Source organism: Lysinibacillus sp. ZYM-1 (assembly GCF_001308875.1).
GTDB lineage: Bacteria > Bacillota > Bacilli > Bacillales_A > Planococcaceae > Lysinibacillus.
On record NZ_KQ465117.1, the window covers coordinates 74,830 to 95,616 of the forward strand.

General features: G+C 38.3%; 22 protein-coding genes. All 22 read left to right on the top strand.

Annotated elements, in window-relative coordinates; translation table 11 throughout:
• Window positions 1–113 precede the first annotated feature (113 nt).
• The 22 genes from AO843_RS11530 (at window position 114) to AO843_RS11635 (ending at window position 20,780) form a co-directional block, all read left to right on the top strand.
• On the top strand, window positions 114–611 hold the full coding sequence (locus AO843_RS11530; protein WP_054611252.1) for a manganese efflux pump MntP: 498 nt from the start codon (window positions 114–116) through the stop codon (window positions 609–611).
• 24 nt (window positions 612–635) lie between these two features.
• Entirely contained in the window at window positions 636–1,076 is a 441-nt protein-coding gene (locus AO843_RS11535; RefSeq protein WP_054611253.1) for a low molecular weight protein arginine phosphatase, read from the top strand.
• A gap of 8 nt (window positions 1,077–1,084) precedes the next feature.
• The gene (locus tag AO843_RS11540; protein WP_054611254.1) at window positions 1,085–2,368 is read left to right on the top strand and encodes a methyl-accepting chemotaxis protein; all 1,284 of its coding nucleotides are present in this window, start codon (window positions 1,085–1,087) and stop codon (window positions 2,366–2,368) included.
• Between the two features lie 339 nt (window positions 2,369–2,707).
• On the top strand, window positions 2,708–3,145 hold the full coding sequence (gene rpiB, locus AO843_RS11545) for a ribose 5-phosphate isomerase B (protein ID WP_031418505.1): 438 nt from the start codon (window positions 2,708–2,710) through the stop codon (window positions 3,143–3,145).
• Window positions 3,146–3,229: 84 nt separating this feature from the next.
• Complete coding sequence (locus AO843_RS11550) at window positions 3,230–3,772, top strand: TIGR01440 family protein (protein WP_054611255.1); 543 nt, start codon at window positions 3,230–3,232, stop codon at window positions 3,770–3,772.
• Window positions 3,773–3,798: 26 nt separating this feature from the next.
• Window positions 3,799–5,040 carry a serine hydroxymethyltransferase gene (glyA, locus tag AO843_RS11555; protein WP_054611256.1) on the top strand — a complete coding sequence of 414 codons (1,242 nt, stop codon included), beginning with the start codon at window positions 3,799–3,801 and terminating at the stop codon, window positions 5,038–5,040.
• A 284-nt stretch (window positions 5,041–5,324) separates the two neighbouring features.
• Window positions 5,325–7,484, top strand: coding sequence for a bifunctional diguanylate cyclase/phosphodiesterase (locus tag AO843_RS11560; protein ID WP_054611257.1), 2,160 nt, complete (start codon window positions 5,325–5,327; stop codon window positions 7,482–7,484).
• Between the two features lie 123 nt (window positions 7,485–7,607).
• Window positions 7,608–8,237, top strand: a complete 630-nt coding sequence (upp, locus tag AO843_RS11565; RefSeq protein ID WP_008180557.1) for a uracil phosphoribosyltransferase — start codon at window positions 7,608–7,610, stop codon at window positions 8,235–8,237.
• A gap of 169 nt (window positions 8,238–8,406) precedes the next feature.
• Window positions 8,407–9,528 (top strand): non-hydrolyzing UDP-N-acetylglucosamine 2-epimerase, encoded by a 1,122-nt coding sequence (gene wecB / locus AO843_RS11570; protein WP_054611258.1) that lies wholly within the window; start codon window positions 8,407–8,409, stop codon window positions 9,526–9,528.
• Window positions 9,529–10,064: 536 nt separating this feature from the next.
• Complete coding sequence (locus AO843_RS11575; protein ID WP_054611259.1) at window positions 10,065–10,436, top strand: ATP synthase subunit I; 372 nt, start codon at window positions 10,065–10,067, stop codon at window positions 10,434–10,436.
• A 36-nt stretch (window positions 10,437–10,472) separates the two neighbouring features.
• Window positions 10,473–11,183, top strand: a complete 711-nt coding sequence (atpB, locus tag AO843_RS11580; RefSeq protein ID WP_054611260.1) for a F0F1 ATP synthase subunit A — start codon at window positions 10,473–10,475, stop codon at window positions 11,181–11,183.
• A 63-nt stretch (window positions 11,184–11,246) separates the two neighbouring features.
• A complete protein-coding gene (gene atpE, locus AO843_RS11585) occupies window positions 11,247–11,471 on the top strand; it encodes a F0F1 ATP synthase subunit C (RefSeq protein ID WP_004269474.1) in 225 nt (74 codons plus the stop codon).
• 173 nt (window positions 11,472–11,644) lie between these two features.
• Window positions 11,645–12,166 carry a F0F1 ATP synthase subunit B gene (gene atpF / locus AO843_RS11590; protein ID WP_054611261.1) on the top strand — a complete coding sequence of 174 codons (522 nt, stop codon included), beginning with the start codon at window positions 11,645–11,647 and terminating at the stop codon, window positions 12,164–12,166.
• The gene (locus AO843_RS11595; RefSeq protein WP_054611262.1) at window positions 12,163–12,699 is read left to right on the top strand and encodes a F0F1 ATP synthase subunit delta; all 537 of its coding nucleotides are present in this window, start codon (window positions 12,163–12,165) and stop codon (window positions 12,697–12,699) included. The genes atpF and AO843_RS11595 overlap by 4 nt, the downstream gene beginning before the upstream one ends.
• Window positions 12,700–12,727: 28 nt before the next feature.
• Window positions 12,728–14,236 (top strand): F0F1 ATP synthase subunit alpha, encoded by a 1,509-nt coding sequence (atpA, locus tag AO843_RS11600; protein WP_054611263.1) that lies wholly within the window; start codon window positions 12,728–12,730, stop codon window positions 14,234–14,236.
• Between the two features lie 47 nt (window positions 14,237–14,283).
• A complete protein-coding gene (atpG, locus tag AO843_RS11605; RefSeq protein ID WP_054611264.1) occupies window positions 14,284–15,141 on the top strand; it encodes an ATP synthase F1 subunit gamma in 858 nt (285 codons plus the stop codon).
• Between the two features lie 49 nt (window positions 15,142–15,190).
• On the top strand, window positions 15,191–16,606 hold the full coding sequence (gene atpD / locus AO843_RS11610) for a F0F1 ATP synthase subunit beta (RefSeq protein WP_054611265.1): 1,416 nt from the start codon (window positions 15,191–15,193) through the stop codon (window positions 16,604–16,606).
• Window positions 16,607–16,630: 24 nt separating this feature from the next.
• Entirely contained in the window at window positions 16,631–17,038 is a 408-nt protein-coding gene (locus AO843_RS11615; protein WP_054611266.1) for a F0F1 ATP synthase subunit epsilon, read from the top strand.
• 76 nt (window positions 17,039–17,114) lie between these two features.
• On the top strand, window positions 17,115–17,354 hold the full coding sequence (locus tag AO843_RS11620; RefSeq protein WP_054611267.1) for a DUF1146 family protein: 240 nt from the start codon (window positions 17,115–17,117) through the stop codon (window positions 17,352–17,354).
• Between the two features lie 376 nt (window positions 17,355–17,730).
• Window positions 17,731–19,044, top strand: coding sequence for a UDP-N-acetylglucosamine 1-carboxyvinyltransferase (gene murA, locus AO843_RS11625; RefSeq protein ID WP_054611268.1), 1,314 nt, complete (start codon window positions 17,731–17,733; stop codon window positions 19,042–19,044).
• A gap of 82 nt (window positions 19,045–19,126) precedes the next feature.
• Window positions 19,127–20,065, top strand: a complete 939-nt coding sequence (spoIID, locus tag AO843_RS11630; protein WP_054611298.1) for a stage II sporulation protein D — start codon at window positions 19,127–19,129, stop codon at window positions 20,063–20,065.
• A 37-nt stretch (window positions 20,066–20,102) separates the two neighbouring features.
• Entirely contained in the window at window positions 20,103–20,780 is a 678-nt protein-coding gene (locus AO843_RS11635) for a M23 family metallopeptidase (RefSeq protein ID WP_054611269.1), read from the top strand.
• Window positions 20,781–20,787 lie beyond the last annotated feature (7 nt).

Genomic DNA, 20,787 nt, shown 5'->3' on the forward strand with positions numbered 1-20,787 from the left:
TTTTATGTTCATTGATCGCATTTGTAAAACGAAAATCTTAAGTGGACAATTATGATAATAATGTATTTTCGAGCATAAAATGATAAAATATTAGGGAGCGAAGGAGTGCATTCTTGCAGGGAATTCTTGCAGGTATATTAACGTCCGTTGATGTTATTGGTCTATATGTATTGCTACCGAATGTTAGATATCGCTTATTTTTATCACTATGGACAGCTGCATTGCATATGCTTTTTCCTTTATTAGGATTTGAATTAGGAAATTATTTAGTTCGTTTTCTATTAGAATGGGGACACTGGATTTCGAGTATTTTGTTATTTTGTATTGGCATGCATTTACTATTATTCTCTCAACGAGATGAAAAAGTAACAATTTCACCTGTACTTTTAGCTGTGACTGCAAGCCTAGATACCTTTTCAGTTAGTGTTTCTTTTGGTATGCTAAACTTAGAAAAAACAATTTTCATTATGAGTGCAGGCTTGAGTGCCTTAATTTGCGCTTATGGGTCATTAGTCATTGCGCGTAGAAGCCAAGTCTTTTTTGGGAATAAAATTCAATTAGTTGCTGGGGTTATATTTATTATGATGAGTATCCTAGCTATTCAGCAATAATTCAGATAGTGGAGGGTGATAAGTGTGAAAATATTATTTGTTTGTACAGGCAATACTTGTCGCAGTCCGATGGCAGAAGTCATATTAAAACATAAACGAATAGACAATTTAGAAGTGCGTTCAGCGGGTATCTATGCAATGCCTAATGCTCAAATGTCAGCACATGCGCAACAAGTGTTAAATGAAGCACAAATGTCTCATCAGCATTTTGCAACTCAATTATCCGTTGCGGAAATGGGATGGGCAGATTTAGTTCTAACAATGACTACTGCTCACAAAGACACTGTAATTTCGAGTTTCCCAGGAACTGATCATAAAGTATTCACATTGAAGGAGTATACGAATGAAGGCAGCCTGGAAAATGTAGTAGATCCTTACGGTGGTAATCGGGCAATATACGAAGCAACATTTGCGGAATTAAAGGAATTGGTTGATCAATTAATAAAAAAACTAGAAAAGAATTGAGGAGCCCTATGAAAAAACAATTTGGTTTACGACTTAAATTGGTGTTATTTGTGAGCGTGCTAGCATTAATTACTTACAGTATCAGTTTTATATTCATTGAATTTTTACAACCGACTTTCTTCCCGAGTATTAATGGAAAAGTGTTTCAAGTGGTGACTTATGCATTAGGAATCACATGGTCAGGCATATTAGCTGCTATTTTCAGTGTGATCTTGATTAAACCTTTACAGCAACTTGAGCATTCTGCATCACTGGTGGCAGAGGGGAAAATTGGACAGGATGTTCAAATGCCTAAAACAAACGATGAGATTCGTTCGGTTGCAGAGGCATTCCAACAAATGGTGCTAAATTTACGTCAAATGGTGGAAAGTATCGATCAAAATTTCCAACAGACCAATCAATCGATCATTCAGCTCTCAGATGAAGCGGGAGTTGCCACTCGAAAAGCAGAAGGTATTGCTACTACAGTTAAGCATATTTCTGCAGGGGCCGAAGCATCTGCGACTGCTGTACAAGATACTGCTGAAGCAATTGAGGATGTACGAGCTCTTGCAACAGAAGTAAATAGTAGAGCAGAGGCATCGGCATCGCAATCTAAAGAGATTCTACATAATTTATCAACAACAACAAATGCAATCGAAACCTTAGTAAATAGTATTCAGCAAATAGCTACTGGTAACAATGAGGCATTAAAAAGCATTCATGTATTAGAAGAAAATGCAGGCCAAGTGGAGCGTATTATAAGCTTAGTGGGTGATATTGCTGCACAAACCAATTTGCTAGCATTAAATGCATCCATTGAAGCAGCTCGTGCGGGAGAACATGGAAAAGGCTTCGCTGTAGTTGCGGAGGAAGTTCGTGGTTTAGCAGATGAAAGTGCAAAAGCTGTCCAAGGGATTACTGCTCTGATCCAGTCTATGCAGCAAAATGTTGAGGTCGTAGTTAAACAAATGAATGAACAGGTAGCCTTTGCAACGAAGGAAGCAGATCGAGTATCTGAAACAACGACAGCTGTAGAAGGTATGTCATCTAATGTACATGAAATGGCAACAGCGATTGTAGAGATATCTTCACTAATTGAACAGCAGATGCACAATATTGAGACAACTGCTCGTCAATCACAAGAAGTGGCTGCAATTGCAGAAGAAACATCAGCGGGTGCACAAGAAGTTCGTAGTGCGGCTGAAGAGCAAGCCTATGCTATTGAACAGGTAGAGCACCTAGCACAAAGTTTAAAAAAGCAATCAGAAGCTTTGCATAAAGTGATTCAACAATTTGATCGACAGGCTTAGTCCTGAAAGGCTGTTTATAAATGCGATGAAAAATCGGATTTATAGACAGTTTTTTTATTTTTGGAAGAAATAGTGATATAGTTTGTCCACTGTATATAAAATGTGAAAAAAACTTTAGTAGATAGAATATTACAACAAAAGACCGTTATCCGAATTTATTAACATGATATTCACACTATCCACAGAAAAAATAACTTAAAAGTGAATGATTTTTAGCTTGTTAACAATAAATGTTCGTCTTTTAGGAGAAATCAGCATAAAAATACAAGAAAAATCGTGTTATTCTTCAGAAAGAAGTGGTACACTAAGGTTGACTATAATTCGAAAAGAGGGAACCCAGTGAGAATAGCAATTTCTTCTGATCACGGAGGCAACAACTTACGTCGTGAGATCATGCAGCTACTAGATGAGCTTCATATTAGCTACGAAGATTTTGGTCCACAATCTGCGGATTCAGTAGACTATCCGGATTACGCAAAGCCAGTTTCTGATGGTGTAGCGAACGGAGAATTTGATAAAGGCATTTTAATTTGTGGCACAGGAATTGGTATGTCGATTGCCGCTAATAAGGTGAAGGGTATTCGTTGTGCATTAGTACATGATGTATTTAGTGCGAAGGCAACGCGATGCCATAATGACTCCAATATTTTAGCTATGGGTGAACGTGTCATCGGTCCAGGCCTTGCACGTGAAATTGTCCAAACATGGCTAGAAACAGAGTTTGAAGGTGGTCGTCATACACGACGCATAGAAAAAATTACTGAACTTGAGCAATAAAAGATTTATTCCATATATGGCATTCATTACGAATGTCATATATGGCATGATTTTTAATGGATATATATGAAGGAGCTGAGCTTAATGGTTGTAAAAGAAATACGAACGCATTTGACTCAGTTACTCAGTGAATTTGAAGAGCAGGTAACATTACGACCTCATACAATTTTTGTCGTAGGATGCTCCACATCTGAAGTGATTGGTCAGAAAATTGGCACAGCAGGTGCATTGGAAATAGCGGAAGCGATTTTCGAGCCGTTACAAGCATTTGTAGCAAAACACCAACTACATCTAGCGTTCCAAGGTTGTGAGCATATTAACCGTGCTATTACGATGGAGGCATCAACAGCTGAACGCTTTGGCTACGATCCAGTAGCAGTAGTTCCAGTACGTACGGCAGGTGGTTCTATGTCCGCTTATGCCTATACACAATTTGCTAACCCAGTGGTTGTTGAAACAATTCAGGCACATGCAGGTATTGATATTGGACAAACATTAATTGGCATGCATTTGAAAGCAGTGGCTGTCCCAGTACGCACATCAGTGAAAATGGTGGGAGAAGCGGTTGTGACGATTGCAACAACACGTCCAAAGCTAATTGGCGGAGAACGTGCTGTATATAAATAATTAAGGATACTAGGAGGCTTTTTCTAATGGCATATGAAAAATTAGCAGTACAAGACAAAGCAATATTAGAAGGAATTCTTGCAGAAAAAAAACGTCAACAAGCAAATATCGAATTGATTGCATCTGAAAATTTTGTATCCGAAGCAGTTATGGAAGCGCAAGGCTCAGTACTGACAAATAAATACGCAGAAGGTTATCCTGGAAAACGTTACTATGGTGGCTGTGAACATGTAGACGTAGTTGAAGATATCGCACGTGATCGTGTGAAAGAGATTTTTGGTGCAGAATACGCGAACGTGCAACCACACTCTGGTGCACAAGCGAATATGGCTGTATACCACACAATTTTAGAACCAGGGGATACGGTTCTTGGTATGAACCTTTCTCATGGTGGTCACTTAACACATGGATCTCCTGTAAACTTCTCTGGTATTCTTTATAATTTTGTGGAATACGGTGTAACAAAAGAATCACAAGTTATCGATTATGAGGATGTACGTCAAAAAGCATTAGAACATAAGCCAAAACTTATTGTTGCTGGTGCTTCTGCATACCCACGTGAAATTGACTTCTCTAAATTCCGCGAAATCGCAGATGAAGTAGGTGCATACTTCATGGTGGATATGGCACATATTGCTGGTCTTGTAGCTGTTGGTGAACATCCATCTCCAGTTCCATATGCAGACTTTGTTACCTCAACTACACATAAAACATTACGTGGACCACGTGGTGGATTAATTCTTGCTTCAAAAGAGTGGGAGCAAAAATTAAACAAATCAGTATTCCCAGGAATTCAGGGTGGACCATTAATGCATGTCATCGCTGCTAAAGCAGTAGCATTTGGCGAAGTATTACAACCTGAATTTAAAGACTATGCAAAACAAATTAAATCAAATGCGAAAGCTTTAGCAGAAGTACTTATTGCTGAGGGTGTTGAAATTGTATCTGGCGGTACAGATAACCACTTATTACTATTGAACGTTAAATCTCTTGGTCTAACAGGTAAAGTAGCAGAACATGCACTAGACGAAGTGGGCATTACAACTAACAAAAATACAATCCCTTACGATACGGAATCTCCATTTGTTACTTCGGGTATTCGTATTGGTACACCAGCAGTTACTTCTCGCGGCTTTAAAGAAGAAGATATGAAAGAAGTTGGTGCAATTATTGCAGCAGTTCTTAAAAACCCTGAAGATGAAACAGTTAAAGCGGAAGCAAAAGATCGCGTAAAAGCATTAACTGATAGACATCCATTGTACGCATAATATCATACTAGGACTGTGTTTAAAGTGGACTTTTCACTTTAAATACAGTTTTTTTATTTTGAAAATATCGGGCGAAACTATAAAATACATCTTTTTTCTAATTGAGTAGAATAATCCTCTTATTTTTGAATAAATTTACATATAATCAGTATAAAGGGGTATATTATAGTTGGCTGAGGACAGATAGTGTCCTGGAAAAGAAGTTTTTTTCAATAAAAGTGAAAATTTAATTAAATTTTATGTACAATGGAATTGGGATGAAGTGATAGAGACGGAGGGGTTGGATGGTCACTAAATCGTTAGATATAGATAATGATGTATTATTGAACAGTATTCGCAAATTAGGGGATAATTCTAAAGAAAGCTACGTAATTTTTGATGCAACAAATCATCATTACATATTAGAATGTAATGATTCTTTTTGTAGCCTTACAAATGCTTCAAGGTCACAAATCCTAAAAACTAATTATTTTTCATGGCTATCAGACGAAAAAAAGACAACCATTGAAATGATTAAAGAAAAAATACATAACGGCATAATAGTACAAGCGAAGCTCCATCATAAAGGGATCGATAAACCCCAGTTTTGGGCAGAAATACAAGCACTACCATTTAGGAATGATGCAAACGTAACACAATTTGTGTTAGTCCTTATGAAGGATGTTACGTATTATCATACAGAAGACTTCTTGATGCGCTTAGAAAATGATATGTATAAGGCAATTGAGAGAGATAGCTCCTTTGAACAGAAGATGCAAATTATTTGCCGTGGGCTTGATGAGTTTTTTATGCCGAACATCTCAAGTATGGTCCTCATCAAAACAGAGAGCAGTCTATTGCAGGTTTTTACAGGTGATTGCAGATCAAAAGATGTTCCGAGATGCTGTGAAAGTAACGATTTTTTTACCAAGGTTATGCAATCAGAAATCCCTATTTTCATTGAAAATTTGGATGAGGCAAATATTCCTGATAAACATAAACAATTTGCAGCCTTATCTCAAAAACCATACGGATTGTTTATACCCATACGCAATCAACAACGGCAAGTAATAGGGCTATTTTCGATCTACTGTCAAAATGCATATAATGACCAAACAACATTTTTCAAAAATATGTTTCGTAAAATTAGCGCACTTGTTGCACTGGCCTTTACGTACGCAAGAACACAGAAAAAAATATGGGATTTAGCCTATACCGATATCACAACAGGTTTACCGAATCGTCATAGCTTTGTCAATATTCTCGAAAAAGAGGCTGAACGAGGACAAAGTGGTTATATCAAAATTTTGAAACCAAGCGAATTTCATCAAGTGGTTGAACTGTATGGACGTGAATTTGGTGATGAACTATTAAGGCAACTAGCTAAACGACTGGAGCAAGACAAACCAGAAAATCATGAATATATTGCTAGATTTACAAGCTCTAGTCTTATTCTGTCCACGATAACATTTAATGAAAATTTAAATGACTATGAAATACGCATTAAAGAGACAATTCGGCAGCCCTTTATAATAGGAGGAAAGCAAATCTATATCACTATGAAAACAGGAATTGCTTCTTATAAAGATGACATAAAGGTCAATGATGCTATACGATTTGCGGATAATGCACTATCCTTTGCTACCGATAAACCAGGTACACATACTGAAATATTCACGACAGAAAAAAATGACGTTCTTTTACAGAAAATGACTGTATTAAATCATTTGTCTCAAGCAATCAAAAATAAAGAGATTACAGTCCATTTACAGCCAAAAGTAGATTTACGTAATGGAGAGATACAAAGTATTGAAGCTCTTGCACGTTGGGTATCACCAAAACTAGGCTTTGTGTCTCCAGCAATCTTTATTCCAGTAGCGGAAAGTGCGGGAAAGGTTCGAGAAATAGATGTTCTAGTTTTAGAGACTGTACTTTCGTGGCTTGCGGAACGTCAAAGATTAGGCAAGAAATTAGTGAAAATAGCAGTCAATATCTCGCCGGATCATTTCTACTATACGCATTTTGTTCAAGACACATTAAAACTTGTTCGAAAGTATAATATAGATCCAAGCAATATTATTCTAGAGGTAACAGAAAATATAGGCTTAGTAGATTTCCAATCTGCCTATAAAATTATTCAAGAATTAAAAAGCCATGGCTTTAAAACATCAGTGGACGATTTCGGAACAGGATTTTCTTCATTGAGCTATCTGCAACAATTACCATTCACTGAATTAAAAATTGATCGAAGCTTTATCAATGCCATAGAAGATGCCGCGACGCTTGCTATTGTACGCTCGATAATCCAGCTGGCTTTAAATTTGGGAATGACCTCCGTGGCAGAGGGGATTGAAACGGAAGAACAGGTTGAAATACTACGTGCATTAGGCTGTACAGTAGGACAAGGGTACTTCTATTTTAAGCCGATGCCAATGGAACAGCTAGATAAGATTCTTGATCAATAACTTACTTTGAATAAAAAAATAGAATAAAAAGAGTCGTCCTAAATTTATTTTTGAGGCGACTCCTTTTTTCTGTTATACTAGTTGAGATAAAAATGAAATCCGAACGGTTAGGAGAGATTCCCTTTGAGCAAAGTCTATGTATTTGATCATCCACTAATCCAACACAAATTAACTTATATTCGCGACAAGAATACAGGTACAAAAGAATTCCGTGAGCTAGTAGACGAAGTAGCAACACTTATGGCATTTGAAATTACACGTGATATGCCAGTGGAAGAAATTGAAATTGAAACACCTGTAACAATTGCTAAAACAAAAGTACTTTCTGGTAAAAAGCTTGCAATTGTACCGATTCTACGTGCAGGAATTGGCATGGTAGATGGCGTATTAAAGCTTATCCCAGCAGCTAAAGTTGGCCATATTGGGCTTTATCGAGACCCTGAAACATTAAAACCAGTTGAATATTACGCAAAGCTTCCAGCAGATGTGGAAGAACGTGATTTCATCATTGTAGATCCAATGCTAGCAACTGGTGGTTCAGCAGTGGAAGCTATTAACTCATTGAAAAAACGTGGAGCTAAAAACATTAAATTCATGTGTTTAATTGCTGCACCAGAGGGTGTCAAAGCTATTCAAGAAGAACATTCAGACGTTGATATTTATATTGCTGCTTTGGATGAAAAACTAAACGATCATGGCTATATTGTACCAGGTCTAGGAGATGCCGGAGACCGCCTTTTCGGCACGAAATAAAAAATGGTTACATGAAGTTTCCTCATTTAGGAAACTAATAATTTATGAAAGCGTCCTTCAAATTTGAAGGGCGTTTCATAGTATGTTTAGGTAAGTACTCCTCTTGATGGACTTCAACGGGTGTGGTTGTCCTTTTCATACAATAACAAAAAGGACGGTGCAGATCGTTTTGATAAAAAAATGGAAAGTAATGACGATTTTTGGTACAAGACCAGAAGCAATTAAAATGGCTCCGCTTGTTTTGGAGTTACAAAAATATCCTGAGCAAATAGAATCTATTGTGACAGTAACAGCGCAACATCGCCAAATGCTAGATCAAGTACTAGAAACATTTAAAATCACACCGAACTATGATTTAAATATTATGAAAGATCGTCAAACATTAATTGATGTTACGACAAGCGCATTACAAGGCTTAGATAAAGTAATGAAAGAAGCACAGCCAGATATCGTTTTAGTACATGGTGATACAGCGACGACTTTCATTGCGAGCTTAGCGGCGTTCTATAACCAAATTGCAATTGGTCATGTGGAAGCAGGACTGCGAACATGGAATAAGTATTCACCATACCCAGAGGAAATGAATCGCCAATTAACGGGTGTAATGGCGGATTTACACTTTGCTCCAACAGAAGTATCTAAAAAGAATCTTTTAGATGAAAATAAAAATTCTGAGACAATTTTTGTTACAGGTAATACAGCGATTGATGCATTAGCAACAACTGTTAGCGAACATTATACGCATCCAGTATTAGACAAGATAGGCGAAGACCGCATGATTTTATTAACGGCGCATCGTCGCGAAAATCTTGGTGAGCCAATGCGCCATATGTTCAAAGCTATCACAAGAATTTTATCCGAGCATGACGATGTTCAGGTGGTGTATCCTGTGCATATGAATCCTGCAGTAAGAGAAATCGCGAATGAAATCTTGGGTGACAATGAACGAGTGCATTTAATAGAGCCTCTTGAAGTGTTTGATTTCCATAACTTTGCGGCGAGTTCTTATATGATCTTAACGGACTCAGGTGGCGTCCAAGAAGAAGCACCATCATTAGGGAAGCCTGTTCTTGTTCTTAGAGACACAACAGAACGCCCAGAAGGAATTGCAGCTGGAACGTTAAAGTTAGCGGGAACTGACGAGGATACAATTTATGCTCTGGCTAAGGAATTGTTAACAGACAAAAATGCATATGAAGCAATGGCACAAGCTTCAAATCCATATGGAGATGGACATGCATCTAAACGAATTGTAGAGGCATTGCTAGGTTTTTTACAAAAAACTAATTAATGTACTATATTTAATTTTAAAAATAAGTCTAATGTACCTGTTAGATTGGGTAAGCTAATTTATGAGCATAATTATGTCGTAAATTAGCTTTTTTTATGCGTCAAGAAAATAAGAACATTTGAAACTATGAAATTTCATACACAAATTTGTCAACAATTTGACAAGAGTATAGAGGTTGTGAAGTTTTTCTCTATTACCAATTGACTTCAAATATCACCTATTGTATGCTTACAAAGGGTAAGAATGATAAGGGTTTCTGTTCATAAATAGGACGTTGAAACACTTGTTATATCAACTTTCTACTAAATTGACAGTTCAAAATAAAACTGTCGATTTGCAACGTTTTGCGCGTTTCGGTTTTTACCGAGTTGGTAAGGGGTGTAAGTTATTTTTTGGGCATTTACACCTGTAATTGAAATGACTCTCCCATTACTATTCCGCTGTGAGTAGTGCCTTTCACTGCTCTTTTCTGATTTCACACGGTGGTCAGCAAACGCTTTCAATACTCGAAAATTTGATTCAGGAGATTATAACCAATGCTAGATTTGCATCACATTTTTGCTGTGCAGAAGAGGGCGTTATTTTTTTTGCTTGCACTCTGCGCATTAGGCTGGGGATTCACTTCCTATCAAACTGTATTTGCGGGCATCGCAGTCGGTGCATTCTTTGGTACGTATAATTTTTGGATTCTAGTTCGCCGTATGGAGAAGTTTGACAGGTCCATTAGTGAAGGGAAGAAAATAGGCTCACTTGGTACAGCACTTCGCTTTGGATCAGGTGTTGCGGCAGTCGCAATAGCCATTTCGTTGCCAAACTATTTTCACTTAATTAGCACGGTCATAGGGCTAATGATTCCGTACGTTTTTCTCTTTGTCGAGAGAATTGTGTCACATGTAAGGAACCGCTAATGTGCTTTAAATTAGAAAGAGAGGTGAAAAATAACAATGACTCATGAAGCTCCATTACTAGAAGTCGGTTTTTTAACATTTAATAAATCGACAGTTATGATGTTACTAGTTGCTGCAATTATCGTATTTTTAATTGCCTTTATCTCAACTAGAAGCCTAAAGCTAAAACCAACTGGTATGCAAAACTTCATGGAATGGATTATGGATTTCGTTAAGAATATTATCAAAAGCAACATGGACTGGAAAACTGGTGGTCGATTCCACGTACTAGGTATTACGCTAATTATGTTTATCGCAGTATCTAACTTATTAGGTCTTCCATTCTCAATCGTTTATGGTCACGAGCTATGGTGGAAATCACCAACAGCTGACCCAACTGTGACGATGACGTTGGCAACAATGATTTTAGTTTTATCGCATTTCTATGGTGTTAAAATGAAGGGTACAGGTCATTATGCTGGTACATTCTTTAAACCAATGTCTTTCATGTTCCCACTTAAATTAGTAGAGGAATTTGCAAACACATTAACACTAGGTTTACGTCTTTACGGTAACATTTACGCAGGTGAGATTTTACTTGGCTTACTTGCAGGTTTAGCATCATCAGGTGCTGTGGGATTCATCGGGGCAATCGTTCCAATGATGGCATGGCAAGGTTTCTCAATTTTCATCGGCTTTATCCAAGCCTTTATCTTCACAATGTTAACAATGGTTTACATGGCTCATAAAGTGAGCGATGACCATTAATATAAAGCATATAACTTATGCTTGAACCAAAAATACAAACAATTCCAAGGAGGAAATTTTCAAATGACAGGTTCATTAGGTTTATTAGCAGCAGCAATCGCAATCGGTTTAGGTGCACTTGGTGCAGGTATCGGTAACGGTCTTATCGTATCAAAAACAGTAGAAGGTATCGCTCGTCAACCAGAAGCTCGTGGCGTTCTTCAAACTACAATGTTCATCGGGGTTGCATTAGTTGAGGCCCTACCGATCATCGCAGTAGTAGTAGCATTCATCGTAATGAATAAATAATTCAGTTGAACACTGAATTTTACTAGTGGCGAAGCAGGATTCTCCAGATGAAACTTCGCCCTTCATTTTGGAACGGATAAAAGCTATGTGTAAATATAGCTTTTTAAAATAGGTAGTTTTTTAAGTCACTAAATTAAGTTGAAGTTAAAGCTCTTGAAGGGAGTGAAACAATCGTGTTTTTAGATTATCTTGTACTAGGTGCTAGCACTGGTAAGTTCAATAACGGAGACATCATCGCAACATTAGTTATCTTTTTAGTATTAATGTTCTTACTTAAGAAAGTCGCTTGGGGTCCACTTATGGGCATGATGCAACAACGTGAAGAATTAGTAGCGAGTGAAATCGAAGCAGCTGAAAAAGCGCGCAAAGAATCGCACCAATTTTTAGAAGAACAAAAGAGCCTTCTTAAAGAAGCTCGTACGGAAGCACAATCGATTGTTGAAGGCGCTAAGAAGCAGGGCGAACTACAAAAAGAAGAAATTCTTACTGCAGCTCGTAATGAAGCAAACCGCTTGAAAGAATCGGCTTTACGTGAAATTGAGTCTGAAAAAGAAAAAGCTATTGCAGCTGTACGTGATGAAGTCGTTTCATTATCTGTACTTGCAGCATCTAAAGTCCTTAGCAAAGAGATTTCTGAGGCAGACAACCGTGCTCTAATTGAAGAGACGATTGCGAAGGCAGGGGAAGCTCGATGAGTAATTCAACTGTAGCAAAACGTTACGCTCAAGCGCTTTTTGAATTAGCGCAACAAAAAAACATTCTTGCTGAAGTTGGAGCAGACTTAAACGAGCTAACAAAGGTTGTTAAAGAATCTCCGGATTTTTTAACACTTTTAACTGCTCCTAAGTTCTCTATCGAACGTAAGAAACAAATGGTAGCTGAAATCTTTGCAAGTGCAACTCCAGAGGTTACACATACAGTTCAACTACTTGTTGAGAAAAAACGTGTAAACGAAGTGAAGCTTATTGCGAACGCGTATGCTGAGCTTGCTGCACAAGCACAAGGTACTGCAGATGCAACAGTATTCTCTACTCGTGCACTTTCTGCTGAAGAAAGCGCTAATATTTCTACAACATTTGCGAAACTTGTAGGGAAACAATCATTAAACATTACAAACGAAATTGATCCATCACTTCTTGGTGGTATTCGTGTTCAAATCGGTAATCATATTTATGATAGCTCAGTAGCAAACAAACTTGAGCGCCTAAAACGTGAATTAATCGGTTAATAATTTAGAAATGTGAGAGGTGACATACATGGGCATCAAGGCTGAAGAAATCAGCAGTCTGATTAAACAACAGATTGAGAATTATGAATCTGAACTTAAAGTAAGCGAAGTTGGTACAGTTATCCGTATTGGTGACGGTATCGCACTTGCTCATGGCCTCGACAACGCCATGGCTGGAGAGCTTCTAGAGTTCTCTAACGGTGTTATGGGTATGGCTCAAAACCTAGAAGAAGGTAACGTTGGTATCGTAATCTTAGGTCCATACACAGACATCAAAGAAGGCGATGAAGTTCGTCGTACAGGTCGTATCATGGAAGTACCAGTTGGTGAAGAACTAATTGGCCGTGTTGTAAACCCACTTGGTCAACCAGTGGATGGACAAGGTCCAATCAACACAACAAAATCTCGTCCAATCGAAAGTCCTGCTTTCGGTGTAATGGCTCGTAAATCAGTACACGAACCACTACAAACTGGTATCAAAGCGATTGACGCTCTAGTACCAATCGGTCGTGGTCAACGTGAGTTAATCATTGGTGACCGTCAAGTAGGTAAAACATCTGTAGCAATCGATACAATCTTAAACCAAGATGGTGAAAATATGATTTGTATCTATGTTGCTATCGGTCAAAAAGAATCAACTGTACGTGGTGTAGTTGAAACGTTACGTAAGCACGGTGCATTAGATTATACAATCGTTGTAACTGCTGCTGCATCTCAACCAGCTCCATTACTATACTTAGCACCATTTGCTGGTGTTTCTATGGCAGAAGAATTCATGTTACAAGGTAAGCACGTTTTAATCGTGTATGATGATCTTTCTAAACAAGCATCAGCTTACCGTGAACTTTCACTTCTTCTACGCCGTCCTCCAGGTCGTGAAGCATACCCTGGTGACGTTTTCTACTTACACAGCCGCTTACTTGAACGTGCTGCGAAGTTAAATGAAACATATCAAAATGGTTCTATTACAGCTCTTCCATTCGTTGAGACACAAGCTGGGGATATCTCTGCATACATCCCAACTAACGTAATCTCAATTACTGATGGTCAAATCTTCTTACAATCTGACTTATTCAACTCAGGTGTACGTCCAGCGATTAACGCGGGTCTTTCTGTATCACGTGTAGGTGGATCTGCTCAAATTAAAGCGATGAAAAAAGTTGCGGGTACACTACGTCTTGACTTAGCTGCATTCCGAGAACTGGAATCATTTGCTCAATTCGGTTCTGATTTAGATAAAATCACGTTGGCTAAACTTGAGCGTGGTAAACGTACGGTTGAAGTTCTTAAACAAGACCTAAACAAACCACTTAAAGTTGAAAAACAAGTTGCGATCCTTTATGCATTAACTAAAGGTCACTTAGATGATATTCCAGTACAAGATATCGTTCGCTTTGAAGGTGAATTCTTAAGCTGGTTAGATACAAACCACACAAACGTTTTAGATCACGTTCGTACTACAAAAGAGCTTGCTCCTGATGCGGATTACGTAGCAGCTTTAACAGAGTTCAAAAAAACTTTCGCTAAATCAGAATAAGTTCGAGCTAGTCACTTGATTAAAAAACAAAAGGTGGTGAAATACCAGTGGTAAACTTACGCGAAATAAAAGGTCGTATTAATTCTACAAAGAGTACGAAACAAATTACGAAAGCGATGCAGATGGTTTCTTCTTCTAAGTTACGTCGTGCAGAGCAAAACGCTAAAGCGTACGTTCCCTACATGGAAAAAATCCAGGACGTAGTAGGCGCGATCGCTTCAGGAACAAAAGACAGTGGACATCCAATGTTAACTGCTCGTCCTGTAAAGAAAACAGCTTACTTAGTCATTGGTTCTGACCGTGGTCTTGCAGGTGCTTACAACTCAAGTATCCTACGTCAAGTACAACGTACAATTGACGAGCGTCATAAATCTAAAGACGAATACGTGATTTTAGCAGTAGGTCGTGTTGTGCGTGACTACTTTGTGAAACGTGATCATAATGTCGTCAGCGATGTTGTCGGTCTTCCGGATCAACCTACATTTGCTGATATTAAAGAAATCGCTCGTAATGCTGTTGGTATGTTCATTGACGGTACGTATGATGAACTTTATATGTACTATAATCACTTTGTCAGCGCTATTGCTAACGAAGTGACAGAGAAAAAACTTCTTCCATTAACTGATCTTGCACCTGCTAGCAGTAATGCTTCTTACGAATTTGAGCCATCTGGTGAAGCAATTCTTGAAGTGTTACTTCCACAATACGCGGAAAGCTTAGTTTACGGCGCATTATTAGATGGAAAAGCAAGTGAACATGCTTCTCGTATGACGGCTATGAAAAATGCAACTGATAACGCATCTGATCTTATTTCAGACCTTTCATTGCAATATAACCGTGCGCGTCAAGCGGCGATTACACAAGAAATTACAGAAATCGTTGGTGGAGCTGCAGCCTTAGAATAGGCTCAGCTTCCCAACGTCGTATAAGAATACGATAGGAGGATACACAGTAATGAATAAAGGACATGTTATTCAAGTAATGGGTCCAGTTGTTGACGTAAAATTTAACAATGGCCAATTACCAGCAATCTATAACTCACTAACAGTTAAGATTGAACGTCCTAATGAAGAACCAACAATTCTTGCATTAGAAGTTGCGCTTCATTTAGGTGATGATTCTGTTCGTACAATTGCAATGTCATCTACTGATGGCTTACAACGTGGAGCAGAAGTAACAGACTCAGGAAAAGCTATCTCAGTACCAGTTGGTGAAGTTACTTTAGGTCGTGTATTCAACGTACTTGGAGAAGTAATCGACTTAGGTGAAGAGATTCCAGCTGACGCTCGTCGTGATTCAATTCACCGCGAAGCACCATCTTTCGATGAACTTTCAACTACAGTTGAAATTCTTGAAACAGGTATCAAAGTAGTAGACTTACTAGCACCATATATCAAAGGTGGTAAAATCGGTCTCTTCGGTGGTGCCGGTGTAGGTAAAACAGTATTAATCCAAGAATTAATCAATAACATCGCACAAGAGCACTCAGGTATCTCTGTATTCGCCGGTGTAGGTGAGCGTACTCGTGAAGGGAACGACTTATTCTTCGAGATGAGCGATTCAGGCGTTATCAAGCAAACAGCGATGGTATTCGGTCAAATGAATGAACCACCAGGTGCACGTATGCGTGTAGCTTTAACTGGTCTTACAATGGCAGAATACTTCCGTGATGAGCAAGGTGCTGACGTACTTTTATTCATCGACAATATCTTCCGTTTCACACAAGCAGGTTCTGAGGTTTCTGCCCTATTAGGTCGTATGCCTTCTGCGGTAGGTTACCAGCCAACACTTGCAACTGAAATGGGTAAACTACAAGAGCGTATCACATCTACGAACAAAGGATCTGTAACTTCTATCCAAGCGATCTATGTACCAGCCGATGACTATACTGACCCGGCTCCAGCTACAACTTTCGCCCACTTAGATGCAACTACTAACCTTGAGCGTAAATTATCAGAAATGGGTATCTACCCTGCGGTTGACCCATTAGCTTCGACTTCACGTGCATTATCACCTGAAATCGTAGGCGCTGAGCACTACGCAATTGCTACTGGTGTACAACGTACAATCCAACGTTACCGTGAATTACAAGATATCATTGCAATCTTAGGTATGGATGAGTTATCTGATGAAGATAAACAAACAGTAGAACGTGCTCGTCGTATTCAATTCTTCTTATCACAAAACTTCCACGTAGCGGAACAATTCACTGGTCAAAAAGGTTCTTATGTACCTGTAAAAGAAACTGTTCGCTCATTCAAGGAAATCCTTGATGGCAAATGGGATCACCTACCAGAAGATGCTTTCCGTCTAGTTGGTTCAATTGATGAAGTAGTTGAAAAAGCGAAAAGCATGGGCGTAGAGGTTTAATACTAGGGACGAGGAGGAAAAAATATGAAGACAGTTCTAGTCAATATTGTCACTCCCGACGGCCCAGTATACGATTCTGAAGTATCAATGGTAATCGCTAAAACAACTTCAGGAGAAATCGGTGTTCTTGCAGGCCATATTCCAATGGTTGCTCCACTTGCAATTGGTGCAGTGAAGCTAAAAAAAGAAGACGGTTCTACTGATATTGTTGCTGTTAGCGGTGGTTTCATTGAAGTTCGTCCAGAAAAGATCTCAATTTTAGCGCCTTCTGCTGAAATTGCTGAAAATATCGATGTTCAACGTGCAAAAGAAGCCGTTAAACGTGCTGAAGGACGTCTTCAAGGTAAACAAGACAACATTGATTTCAAACGTGCTGACCTAGCATTAAAACGTGCGTTGAATCGTATCAACGTTCATGAGGGTAATATCTAATTCATTTTTAACGGGCAGATATAGCATCTGCCCGTTTTTTAAAGTGCTTGAATTATAGGACAGATGGAGGGGAAGCATGGAACTTTATGAAGCGATTGGACAAGAAGCTTTATTAGGTATTTTATCGCATATATTTTTTATAGCTATTACATTTTACGCATTACAAGCTTTTATGATAGAAAAATTATTTAAAAAAAATAGAGTTTTTCAAGTTCAGCTTATTTATATTTTATTGAGTATTGCGATAGGCACTGGTGTATCCAATTTCTTTTTACAAATATCTAACTGGTCTGGCAAACTTCCATATTTGTTTTAAACACTGACATAACCGAATAGCTTCTATATTGAATAAGATCATATGCTCCTACATACTTCAAAGGACTTTATAATACCCTTTGTGTGGCCCTTTGAACTATGTATAAAAAAACTTTGAAAAGTTGTTTTTTGTTCATATATCTTTGGGTATGTATTAGATGTGAACGGGTTATTGGTCATTCACAAAAAAAATTTGAAAGCGTACAATAAATAAATAGCAAAATAACTAATAATGGCTTAAAATAGTGATTTGGACGCTTGAATGAGCGTTAGAAAAGTTGTACTATAGAGTTGTTTGTTTACTGATTATGACATTATACTTCTTTATTAAAATAAAAATTCGGTAGGTTAATAGATTGAATTCGGAGGGACATAGGGTGGATAAAATAATAGTGACTGGCGGCCATAAACTACAGGGAAAAGTACGTGTAGAGGGCGCAAAAAATGCAGTGTTACCAATCCTTGCGGCAGCTTTACTTGCTTCAAAGGGAGAGAATGTAATTAAAGAAGTCCCTAACTTAGCAGACGTCTTTACAATAAACGAAGTACTTAAAAGTTTAAACGCAGCAGTTACATATATACCTGAAGATAATGCCGTATATATAGATGCCACAAAAGAACTTTCTAGTGAAGCACAATTTGAATTTGTTAGTAAAATGCGTGCATCCATTTTAGTAATGGGGTCATTACTTGCGCGTAATGGTTATGCTCGTGTTGCGTTACCAGGAGGCTGTGCAATCGGTTCTCGCCCGATTGAATTACACTTAAAAGGCTTTGAAGCAATGGGTGCAAAGATTTCATTTGGTCATGGTTATGTAGAGGCAAAGACTGAGGGTCGCTTAAAAGGAGCCAATGTATATTTAGACTTCCCAAGTGTGGGGGCAACTGAAAATATCATGACAGCAGCTTCTCTAGCAGAAGGGACAACTGTGATTGAGAATGCTGCGAAAGAACCTGAAATTGTTGATCTTGCAAACTTTATTAATAGTATGGGTGGACGTGTAATAGGTGCTGGTACAAATACGATTCGTATCGAAGGAGTCGATACATTATATGGAGTAGAGCATCATATTATTCCCGACCGTATTGAAGCTGGTACATTTATGGTTGCAGCAGCTATTACTAAGGGAGACGTGGTCATTGAAAACGCAGTTCCTGAACATATGACTGCCTTAATTGCGAAAATGCGTGAAATGGGTGTAGAAATTACAGAATTGGATGAAGGTATTCGAGTACGTGTTCCTCAAACATTAAAAGCTGTGGATATCAAAACTATGCCACATCCAGGCTTCCCAACAGATATGCAATCACAAATGATGGCGTTAATGCTAACTGCAGAAGGTACGAGTATCATTACAGAAACAGTATTTGAAAATCGTTTTATGCATGTTGAGGAGTTCCGACGCATGAATGCAGGTGCTAAAATAGAGGGACGCTCTGTGTTTATTGAGGGGCCAGTAGAACTTCAGGGAGCTGAAGTAATGGCAACGGATTTACGAGCTGCGGCTGCACTGATTTTAGCAGGTCTTGTATCAGAAGGTATAACACGTGTTACAAAGCTTCACCATTTAGATCGTGGATATGTTGATTTCCATGGCAAATTAGCTTCTCTTGGTGCAAATATTGAGCGTATTACTGAGGAAGAAGTTGTGACGATCGAAGATGCAACTGTTGAATTACCTGCAAACTAATTTTATTTCAAAACCCTTTGCTTATATTAGCAGAGGGTTTTTTATTTCTCATAACTAAATGAAACCTAGCATATTATTCCTTATGAAAAAATGGATGATTAGTATAGGTGTCCTTTGTTTAATTGGAGCATTGTATTTGCTTCCTGTTATAGGGATTAGCGAAAGACGGGGGGATGTGCAGCCTCCAACATCAGAAGTAAAAGCTTGCGAAATATTTATAGAAGTGGAGGGACAAAAGGAAAAAATCCCTTTAGAGACGTATATAACAGGTGTAGTTGCAGCAGAAATGCCTGTTTCTTTTAAAAAGGAGGCATTGAAAGCTCAGGCGATTGCAGCACGCACATATGCGTTGAAAACGACAAATTACGGTAAAAAAACGATTGCACCAACTGTAGCAAAGCAAGTTTTTTATGATGAAAGTCAAAGAAAAGCGAATTGGGCTAGCAATTTCCTGGGAAATGAAAAGAAAATTGTCGAAGCAATAAATGAAACGAAGGGACAAGTTCTTCTTTATAATAATGACTTAATTACAGCCATGTTTCATTCAACAAGCAATGGCCAAACAGAAAGTGCCTATGGATATAGTGGTAGTGATATTCCATATTTGCAAAGTGTTTCAAGTATATCAGATCAAACCTCTCCAAAGTATGAGGCAGAGCAAGAGTGGTCACTAGCCCAATGGAATAAACTATGGCCTGTACAATGGCAAGCTAGCGATTTTAATCGTATACAACTATTTTACAATGGCTCAGGACGGGTAGAGCGTCTACAGTTAGGGAATAATGTCTGGACAGGAAGAGAAGTTCGAACGCTACTTGGAATACCATCTACTGATTTTACAATTGCCTATAATGCTACTACAAGAAAGGTACATGTAAAAACGCAAGGATATGGTCACGGAGTGGGAATGAGCCAATATGGAGCAGAAGCCATGGCAAATGAAGGGAAAACAGCTGCCGAAATTTTACACTATTATTATCAGGATATTGAAATAAAAAAAATAGATGCATGTTTAAAATAACTTCTAGTTGTTCACACTGCAACTAGAGGTGATGAAAATGAGAGAGGATAAAAATAATAAAGCTTCTCAAAACCAAAATCCAAATCAGAAGGAAAATGGTCAATTACAAAAGAAACCATGGTTTTGGCCAGTAGTTTACACAGGTGGTGCACTAGTTCTAGCAGGATTGTTATTTGGTTACAATAGTCTCGTATCTAAAGTAGAAGAGGCTCCTTTACCAGATTTAGCGGAAGTTGATTCAGGTCCTGTAGTAGAAACAAATGCCCGCACTGAAAACATGAAGTATCCATTCAAAGAAGAGAGTCTTGGTAAAGTACAAATCCTACAAGAGTTTTACGAGCTAGAAGCGAATGAAGAATCTCGTGAAAATGCACTAATGGTATTTAATCAAACATTTACAACGTCTTCTGGTATCTCTATTGCTATGAATGGTGAAGAATTTGAAGTACTAGCTGCTATGAGTGGTAAAGTACTAGAAGTAAAACTAGACGCGTTTACAGGCAATAAAATTGTCATCGAGCATCCAAATGGAATGCAAACTCACTATAGCTCTGTAAAAGACATCGCTGTTAAAGAAGGCGATGAAATTACTCAAGGTCAAGCTTTAGGAAAAGCGACTGATAACGAGTGGAATCAAGCGGCTGGCGTCCACATGCATTTCGAAGTAGTTGAAGACGGAAAATATATGAATCCGAAAAAATTACTAGCTTTTTAAATCGAAA